This is a genomic window from Mesorhizobium sp. M4A.F.Ca.ET.050.02.1.1 (assembly GCF_003997725.1).
Taxonomy (GTDB): Bacteria; Pseudomonadota; Alphaproteobacteria; order Rhizobiales; family Rhizobiaceae; genus Mesorhizobium.
The window spans coordinates 1-8,933 of the sequence record NZ_RZSG01000187.1 but is presented as its reverse complement, the minus strand read 5'-3'; the positions used below and the strand labels follow the sequence as shown (position 1 = coordinate 8,933).

The following is an 8,933-nucleotide window of genomic DNA, read 5'->3' as shown; positions in this document are numbered from 1 at the left end:
ATCGTGCTCGTCGCCTCGGTGCTGCTCGTGGTGCTTGCCCAGTGGCAGCTGCGCCGAAGAAAACAGTGAAAGACCGATCATGATCCTGAAAGACCGCATCGCCGTGGTGACCGGAGCCGGGTCCGGCATCGGGCGCGCCGGCGCCATGATCATGGGCAGGGAAGGGGCGACAGTGGTGATCGCCGACCGCGATCGGGCCGCCGGCGAGGCCGTTGCCTCCGACATCCGCGAAGCCGGCGGCCGCGCCGAAGCGGTCACGACCGACGTCGGCAACGACACCGCGGTCGAGGCGCTCATCGTCGGCACGCTCGGCAGGCATGGGCGGATCGACATATTGCACAACCATGCCGGCATCCAGGTCGGCGGCACGCTCACCGAAGTTGGCGTCGACGGCATGGATGCGTCGTGGCGGATCAATGTGCGGGCGCAGTTCGTTGGCGCCAAGATCGTGATGCCGGCGATGATCGCGCAGGGCGGCGGCGTCATCCTCAACACCGCCTCGAATTCGGGGGTCTTCTACGACCGCGAGATGATCGCCTATGCGACGTCGAAACATGCCGTGGTGGCGATGACCAGGCAGATGTCGCTCGACTACGCCCGCTACAATGTCCGCATCAACGCGCTTTGCCCGGGCTGGGTCGACACGCCGTTCAACGAGCCGTTCATCGCCCAGATGGGCGGGCGCGACGCGATCGAAAACTATGTCCGGACCAAGATCCCGATGGGGCGCTGGGCAAGCGCCGACGAGATCGCCGAAGCGATCCTGTTCCTCGTCTCCGACCGCTCCTCCTTCATGACCGGACAGGCGCTGGTGGTCGACGGTGGCGAAAGCATCGGCTGAGCCAGGGCGTCCCCCGGCTCGCCTTACACGTGCTTGCGGCCACCGGTGTCGCGAAACCAGCTGTCCGGGTAAGGGTACCACCAGCCCTGGATCTCGGGCTTGTGGTCGATGATCACCATCTTCGAGCGGCGGAAGGCGTCGAGCCCCTGGCGGCCGAGCTCGCGGCCGAGGCCGGAAGCCTTCCAGCCGCCGAAAGGCAGCGCGTCGTTGTCGATCAGCGGATTGTTGACCCAGACCATGCCGGCCTCGAGCCGCTCGGCCGCCTCGTGCGCTTCGGCGAGGTCGGTGGTGAACACCGAGGCGCCGAGGCCGAAGGGACTATCGTTGGCGAGCCTGATCGCCTCGTCGAAATCCTTCACGCGACAGATGGCGGCGACCGGCCCGAAACACTCCTCGCGCACGATCGCCATGTCCGGGGTGACGCCGGTGAGGATCGTCGGCTCGTAGAACCAGCCGGTGTTGTGCGCCGGCGGAATGCACCCGCCGGTCACCGCCTTCGCGCCGTTGCGAACCGCGTCGTCGACCAGACGCATCACCTTGGCCCGTGCGGCTTCGCTGACCAGCGGGCCGATCTCGGTCCTGTCCAGGCCGTTACCGATCCTCAGTGCGCGGGTCTTTGCGGCGAAGAGATCGACGAAGCGGTCGTGCACGGCATCGACGACGAAGAAGCGCTCGGCCGAGGTGCAGACCTGGCCGGTGAGGTGGAAGGCGGCGGTGACGGAGCCGGCCGCCGCGACGTCGAGTGGGGCGTGTTGCGAGATGATCAGCGGATCGCTGCCGCCGGCCTCGATGACGCAAGGCTTCATGCGCTCGGCGCACGCCACCGCGACGGCCTTGCCGGCGGCAACCGAGCCGGTGAACGCGACGGTATGGGTGCGGTCGGACCCGATCAGCGCCTGCGCCGTCGCAGCGCCGCCGGGCAGGCAGGAGACGAGGCCTTCGGGCAGTGAACGGAACACCGTCATGTAGTCGAGCGTCGACAATGTCGTCGCCTCGGCAGGCTTGATGACGCAGGCATTGCCGGCGGCGAGCGAGGCGGCCACCGTCCAGCACATCAGCAGGATCGGGAAGTTATAGGGCATGATGTGGACGGAGACGCCGTAGGGCTCGTAGCGCGCGTACTGGAAGGAACCCGCCTGCGTCGTGCCGGCGACCTTGCCGGCCTCGTCGCGCGCCATCTCGGCATAGTAGCGGAAGATCGGTGCGCAATTGGCGATCTCGCCAATCGCTTCCGGATAGGGCTTGCCCATCTCGCGCACCATCAGCTCGGCGCAGCGGGTGAAGTCCGCCGCCTCGATGGCATTGGCCACCGCGTGCAAATGTTTGGCGCGGCTCTTGGCGTCGAGTTTTTTCCATGCCGCCTGCGCTGCGGTCGCGGTGGTCAACGCGGCGTCGATCTCACCATCGCTGGCGGCGGCGATGGTGCCCACCGTTTCGAGCGTCGCCGGATCGATCACCGGCTTTTGCGCACCGGTCGTCGGCCGGTAGTCCGGATTGACGAAGTATACCGGACGGTCGGGCGAGAACTGCATGGAATGATCCTCCCGGTCCGCTCAGCGGATCATGTAGACCTTCTTGATCGTCTCATGCACGGTGCAGACGCCCTTCCAGTCCTGCGGGAAGAACGCCGCCGTGTCGGGTTCGATCTCGATCACCTCGCCGGATTCATGCACATAGGTGCAGCGTCCCTCGAGGAAGTGGCAGAACTCGTCGCGGGTGACGTGGCAGTGCCATTTGCCCGGCGTGCAGATCCAGAGCCCGCATTCCGAGCGGCCTTCCGGCCCCTTGTAGAGGAGCTTGCCAGAGGTGTGGGACTGTCCCTCGATCATGGTCGGGATGACGCCCCAGTCGACGAGGTCGGTGATGGCGAGCGGCGATTGCATGGTCGGCGTGGTCATCGATTTTATCCTGGATTTCGTTGCGTGCTTACCGGCACATGAAGGCCTTGGTCAGCGTTTCTGTGATTTTAGAAGTGCCGGTCCAGCCGGCTGGGAAGAAGACCAGTGTCCCGGCCTCGACCGGGATCGTCTCGCCATTCTCGTGGATGTAGGTGCCGCGCCCCGACAGGAAATGGCAGAATTCGTCAACCGCGAAGGTGATGTGGCGCGTGCCGGGCGTGCACGACCAAAGCCCGCATTCGCTCGATCCGTCCGCGTGCTGGAACAGGACCTTGCCCGACGCACGCGGCGAGCCGGCGATAGGGTCGGCGCCGGCACCCCAGTCGTCCAGTTGCACGGTCGAGGCCTTTGGCCAGTGCGGTGTCGGCATGTCGAGTTCCTCGGTTACGCCAGCATGTAGATGTTGCGCATGGTCTTATGCACGGTGCATTCGCCGCTCCAGCCGGCCGGGAACAGCACCACCGTCCCGGCTGTCACCTCTATCACCTCGCTGTCGTCGGATTTGTAGGTGGCGCGACCTGAGACGAAGTGGCAGAGCTCGTCGCGCGGGATCTTGAGCCGCCAGCGTCCAGGCGTGCAGACCCAGATGCCAGATTCCGGCTGGTTGTTCGGACCCTTGTGCACCAGCCTGCCGGTCGAGTGCGAAGCGCCCTCCAGCGCGTCAGGCTGCGCGCCCCAGTCGACGAGATCGGCGCGGGTCGAGGCCTGGTGGAGGTGCGGCGCGGAGGAGGTCACAGCAGCTGCTCCAGCAGCCCGGCAGCCTTCTCGGGGCCGTTCTGCGACTGCATCTGCGCCGATGCCCTGGCGAGCTTGGCCTTGATCGCCGGATCGGTGAGGCAGGCCTCGATCTTCGCGATCAGCTCGGCATCGCTCCAGTCATAGCGCGGCATGCCGAAGCCGCAGCCGATCTCGCCGACGCGGGTGGCATTGTCGTGACCGTCCCAGACATAGGGCATGATGATCGCCGGCTTGCCGAAATAGAGGCACTCGGTGAAGGAGTTGTTGCCGCCATGGTGGATCACCGCATCGACCTGCGGGATCACCGAAGGTTGCGGGAACCAGCTGTCGACAATGACGTTGCCGGGCACGTCGGTGTACTGGTCCTTGTAGCCGCCGACATTGACCAGCGCCCGGTAGCGCGTCTTGCCGAGCGCCGCGATGATGCGCTTCAGGAGGTCGACGTCGCCGGCCCCCAGGCTGCCGAAGGAGACGTAGAGCAGCGGCCCGTCATTGTTCTTCGCAAAGGTCGGTATTGCGTAGGGCTTCTCCTGCCGCACGCAGCCCTCGAGATACTGGAATTTCGCCGGGTCGAGCGGATGCCGGCGGTTGAACTTCGCCGCCTGCGGATAGAGCAGCAGGTTGAGGTAGGGCGAGGCCTCGAAGAACTGGCCGATCGGATAGGGCGCCTCGCCATTGGCGGCGAGGAAGGCGTTGAAGTCGTCATGGATCGGCTTGATCACCGCGTTGAAATGGTCGCGGTAGCGCTTGTGGCCGGCGTGGTCGTCCTCGGCGCAGCCGGAAAGATGCGGCGGGATGTCCTCGTCCTCGATCTCGTTTTCCGAGCAGGAGATGACCCGCACCCAGGGCTTGCCATACTGCTTGATAGCGGGAAACAGGATGACGTTGTCGACCGAGATGACGTCGGGCTTGATCTTCGCGAGCACCCCGGCCAGATCCTTCTGTGCCCATTTGGCGCTATCGACGATCGCCGTCCAGCAATCCTTCACGTAGTTGTCGACCTGGTCGTAGGGCGACTTGCGGAAATTCGGGATGTGGCCGTTGATGAAGTCCTCCCAGAACTTGGCCATCTGCTCCGGCGGCATCGGCTCGGAGAGGTTCACCGGGTGCGCCTCGAAGCCGTAGCCCTTGTAGACGTCGACAAATCCGGGGTCGGACAGGAACACCGCCCTGTGGCCGCGCGCCTCGACCGCCTGGGCGATGCCGACGGAATTGAGCGCCGGCCCGAAGGCCGCTTCCGGGAAAAACGCGATGGTCTTCTGCGCCATGGTTTCAATCTCCATCAATCTGCGAAAATTCTGACATCGGCGGCGTCCCAGCCGAGCTCGATCCGGTCGCCGGCGGCAACCGGCCGGCGGTCGGCGGCATCGGCGGTGACGCGCACCAGGAACGGCTTTTGCGAAAGAGTGGTGCGGACATGCACCTGCAGGTCGAGACCCTGATAGGCGAGCGCCTCGACCGTGCCGGCAACGCGGTTGGCGGTGTCGGGCGACGGAAACAGCCGGATACGTTCGGGCCGCACAGCGGCGACAGCCGAGGCGCCCGACGAAAGTGTCGCCGAAACCTTACCGGTGATCTTCGTGCCATTCGTCGCCTGGACGCCGTTGCCGTCAGCACGACCGGGAACAAAATTCATCACGCCGATAAAGTCGGCGACGAAGCGGTCGGAAGGATGTTCGTAGATCGCGTGCGGCGTATCGCATTGCAACAGCCTGCCATCCTTCAGCACCGCCATGCGGTCGGCCATGACCAGCGATTCCTCCTGGTCGTGGGTGACGATGACGAAGGTGATGCCGACCTCGTGCTGCAGGCGCTTCAATTCGAGCTGCATGGCGCCGCGCAGCTTTTTGTCGAGCGCGCCGAGCGGCTCGTCGAGCAACAGCAGGCGCGGCCGCTTGACCAAGGCCCGGGCGAGCGCGACGCGCTGCTTCTGGCCGCCCGACAATTGCTCAGGCTTGCGATCGGCGAAGGGCACCAGCTCGGTGGTCGCCAGGATGGCGTCGACACGGCTGCGGATTTCGGCCGCCGGTAGGCGCTCCATTTCGAGCCCATAGGAGACATTGGCCCTGACGCTCATATGCGGAAACAGCGCGTAGGACTGGAACATCAGATTGACCGGCCGCTTGTTGGGCGGCGTGCGGGCGATATCGCGCCCGTCGAGCAGGATCTGGCCGTCGCTCGGCGTCTCGAAGCCGGCCAGCATGCGCAACAGCGTGGTCTTGCCGCAGCCGGAGGGGCCGAGCAGGGCGAAGAATTCGTTCTCGCGGATGTCGAGCGAAATGCCGTCGACGGCTCTCACGCGGCCGAAATTCTTCGACACGCGATCGATCCGAAGCAGCGTGCGCGGTTCGCTCATTGGCCGATAACCCCACGATTGAGCCGCTGCGAAAGGGTCAGCGCGGTGATCGAAACCGCCATGACGATGGTCGCCAGCGCGTTGATCTCCGGCGTGATGCCGAAGCGGATCATCGAATAGATCTGCATCGGCAGCGTGGTCGAGGCGCGGCCGGCGCCGGCGGTGAAGAAGGCGATGATGAACTCGTCCACCGAGAGCGTGAAGGCGAGCAGCGCGCCGGCGACGACCGCCGGCAGGATGACCGGCAGCGTCACCCGCCGGAAGGTGGTGAGCGCGGAGGCGCCGAGATCGGCGGAGGCCTCGACGATCGACCAGTCGAAGCTCTTCAGCCGCGCGCGCACTACCGAGCAGACGAAGGCAAGGTTGAAGACGACATGGGCGAGGACGATGGTGTGTAGGCCCATGGTGACATCGAGCAGCGAGAAGAACGACAGCAGCGCGATGGCGAGCACGATGTCTGGAATGATCATCGGCGCGAAGATCAGTGCTTCCAGACCCTTTCCGTATTGCCGGCGCATCTCGATGCCGATCGCCAGCAGCGTGCCGAGCAGCGTGGCGATGGCGGTCGAGACCAGCGCCACGATCAGCGTGTTGAGGGCAGCCTGCAGGATCGCCGCATTGCCGGCGAGCGAAGCGTACCATTTCAGCGAGAAGCCCGACCATGCCGTCGGCAGCCCGCCGGCGTTGAAGGAGAGCGCCACCAGGACGGCGATCGGGATGTAGAGGAAGGCGAAGACCAGGACGAGGATCGTCCGCAAGCCGAGGGTGCGGGCAGGCGACGAAGTCATGGCTGCCCTCCGATGGTCAGGAGGCGAGCGGTCGTACAGCCTCCTTCTCCCCATTCACGGGGAGAAGATGTTGGCAGGCAGATGAGGGGCAACGCTGAGCGTCGCAAAGGCTGGCGCCGCCCCTCATCCGCCCCTTCGGGGCACCTTCTCCCCGTGAACGGGGAGAAGGAAGCAAGGGAGCGCTCAGCCATCGGCACCTCCCTCAGCTTCCTTGGCTCGGCCGGCGGCGCGGTCGGCAAGCAGGGCCTGCGCCATCAGGACCGCGAGCATGATGGCGATCAGCGCCATGGCGAGGGCGGCGCCAAACGGCCAGTCATTGGCGGTCAGGAACTGGTCGTAGACCAGGTTGCCGATCATCTGGAAGCGGCCGCCGCCGAGCAGAGCGGGGGTGACGAAATTGCCGATCGACAGCACGAAGACGAAGACCGCGCCGGCGGCGATGCCGGGCACCGTCAGGGGCAGGATGACGCGGCGAAAGGTGGTCAGCGCCGAGGCGCCGAGGTCGCGCGAAGCCTCGGCGAGTTCCGGATTGAGCCGCGACAGCGGCGCGTAACAGGCGAGGATGACGAAGGGCAGGTAGTTGTAGACCAGGCCGGCGATGACGGCGCCCTCGGTGTAGAGCATCGACGGCGGCTCGCCCGTGTAGCCCATCCAGCGCAGCAACTGGGTGACGAGGCCCTCGCGGTTGAGGAGCACGATCCAGGCATAGGTGCGGATCAGATAGTTCGACCAGAACGGCAGCACGGCGAAGAACAGAAATACCGGCTGCAGCCGGCGTGGCGCCGCGGCAATCGCATAGGCAGCGGCGTAGCCGATGATGACCGCGATCAGTGTCGCGGCGCCGGCGATGCGCGCCGAGTTGAGGAAGATGCCGGCATAGAGCGGGTCGAGGACCTGGCCGAAATTCTCCAGCGTGAAAGTGTATTCGATCCCGCCATAGATGCCGCGCCGGAAGAAGGCGAGCGCAAGCACCAGCGCGCATGGCACGACCATGAGCGCGGTCAGCCAGGCCAAAGCCGGCGCCATCAGCAGGTTGGAGCGAAGTCTGGTCTGGGACAATTTTCGATACCGCTCAGCGGCCGACGGCGGCAGCCCGCCATCGGCCATTGTCTCTGGGCTGCAAGCGCCTACTGCGCGGCCTTGATCTCGCTAACGATCTTGGAGTAGTCGCGCTGGGCGTCGCCGACGTCGCGCAACTGCTCGAACTTGACGAGGTCGGCCACCGGCATCGCCATGTTGGGGAACTTGGCCAGGAAGTCGGCCGGCAGGCTCTCCATCGCCGGCTTGTTCGGCACCTTGTAGTCGATGTTCTGCGCCGCCCAGGCGTGGTTCTTGGCGTCGAGCATGAAGTTGATGAACTTGAAGGCGGCGTCCTTGTGCTCGGAAGCCTTCATCACCACCATCGTGTCGACCCAGAGGTCCGAGCCTTCCTTCGGAATGACGTATTTGATCTCGGGCTTCTCGGCGATGCCGTAGTTGCACCAGCCGTCCCAGGCCTGCACCAGCAGCGCCTCGCCGGACACCAGCTTCGAATAGAAGGTGGTGTCGTCATAGGCGAGGAGGGTCTTCTTGGCCGAGATCAGCAGGTCCTTGACCTCGGCCATCTTGGCCGGGTCGGTCTCGTTGACGGAGAAACCCTTGTCGAGCTGGCCCGCGGCCAGCAGCCAGCGGTCGGTGGCCAGCATGGTGGTCTTGCCCTTGAGATCGTCGGAAGGCGCGAGCAGGTCGCTCCAGCTTGTCGGCGCCGTCTTGATCAGGTCCGAACGATAGCAGAGGCCGGTCGTGCCCCAGGTGTAGGGCACCGAGAAGGCGTTGCCGACATCGTGCGGCAGCTTGGTCGCTTCCGGATAGAGATTGGCGAGGTTGGGGACCTGGGCATGGTCGATCGGCTCGGTCAGGCCGAGCTTGTTCAGCACCTCGGCGAAGGGCGAGGAGACGAAGACCACGTCATAGCCCTTGCCGCCGGAGGCGACGAGCTTGCCCATGATCTCCTCATTGGTGGCGTGGACCACGACCTCGCCGGCAACACCGGTCGCGGTCTTGAAGGCGGCCATGGCGTCGGGCGCCATATAGCCGTCCCAGTTGGAGATGACGAGGTCGGCGGCGGCCGCCGGCGCCGAAAGCGCCAGAGCGAAGCCGAGCGCGATTGAAGACGTTCTGAACGAACGGTGCTGCAGGGCGGTGGTCATGGCAGTCTCCCATTACGGTTGATGGTCAAATTCATTGGCAGACCGGCATTCGCGGTTCCCGCCACGGGCTCGATCCTGTTCCCCGGTCTTTTGTTGCCGATTGCAGTGACAGTACTATTGCAG

Annotated in this window: 10 protein-coding genes; 1 reads left to right on the top strand and 9 read right to left on the bottom strand. The window is 65.2% G+C overall.

Annotation, left to right across the window (positions count from 1 at the left end):
* Nucleotides 1-79 precede the first annotated feature (79 nt).
* Entirely contained in the window at nt 80-841 is a 762-nt protein-coding gene (locus EOA33_RS14855) for a glucose 1-dehydrogenase (protein ID WP_127400141.1), read from the top strand.
* Between the two features lie 23 nt (nt 842-864).
* On the opposite strand, the gene EOA33_RS14850 is transcribed toward EOA33_RS14855, so the two are convergent.
* From EOA33_RS14850 to EOA33_RS14805, 9 genes are all read right to left on the bottom strand, one after another.
* The gene (locus EOA33_RS14850) at nt 865-2,373 is read right to left on the bottom strand and encodes an aldehyde dehydrogenase family protein (RefSeq protein ID WP_127405951.1); all 1,509 of its coding nucleotides are present in this window, start codon (nt 2,371-2,373) and stop codon (nt 865-867) included.
* A gap of 21 nt (nt 2,374-2,394) precedes the next feature.
* Complete coding sequence (locus EOA33_RS14845; protein WP_126058178.1) at nt 2,395-2,739, bottom strand: cupin domain-containing protein; 345 nt, start codon at nt 2,737-2,739, stop codon at nt 2,395-2,397.
* 28 nt (nt 2,740-2,767) lie between these two features.
* Complete coding sequence (locus tag EOA33_RS14840; protein ID WP_126058179.1) at nt 2,768-3,109, bottom strand: cupin domain-containing protein; 342 nt, start codon at nt 3,107-3,109, stop codon at nt 2,768-2,770.
* 14 nt (nt 3,110-3,123) lie between these two features.
* Entirely contained in the window at nt 3,124-3,474 is a 351-nt protein-coding gene (locus tag EOA33_RS14835) for a cupin domain-containing protein (RefSeq protein ID WP_127400143.1), read from the bottom strand.
* A complete protein-coding gene (locus EOA33_RS14830) occupies nt 3,471-4,745 on the bottom strand; it encodes a glycosyltransferase (RefSeq protein ID WP_126058180.1) in 1,275 nt (424 codons plus the stop codon). The genes EOA33_RS14835 and EOA33_RS14830 overlap by 4 nt, the downstream gene beginning before the upstream one ends.
* Before the next feature lie 14 nt (nt 4,746-4,759).
* A complete protein-coding gene (locus tag EOA33_RS14825; RefSeq protein ID WP_126058181.1) occupies nt 4,760-5,833 on the bottom strand; it encodes an ABC transporter ATP-binding protein in 1,074 nt (357 codons plus the stop codon).
* A complete protein-coding gene (locus EOA33_RS14820; RefSeq protein ID WP_126058182.1) occupies nt 5,830-6,621 on the bottom strand; it encodes an ABC transporter permease in 792 nt (263 codons plus the stop codon). The genes EOA33_RS14825 and EOA33_RS14820 overlap by 4 nt, the downstream gene beginning before the upstream one ends.
* 183 nt (nt 6,622-6,804) lie before the next feature.
* Nucleotides 6,805-7,647 (bottom strand): ABC transporter permease, encoded by an 843-nt coding sequence (locus EOA33_RS14810; RefSeq protein WP_126059352.1) that lies wholly within the window; start codon nt 7,645-7,647, stop codon nt 6,805-6,807.
* Nucleotides 7,648-7,748: 101 nt separating this feature from the next.
* A complete protein-coding gene (locus EOA33_RS14805) occupies nt 7,749-8,810 on the bottom strand; it encodes a spermidine/putrescine ABC transporter substrate-binding protein (protein ID WP_127400345.1) in 1,062 nt (353 codons plus the stop codon).
* Nucleotides 8,811-8,933: the final 123 nt, after the last annotated feature.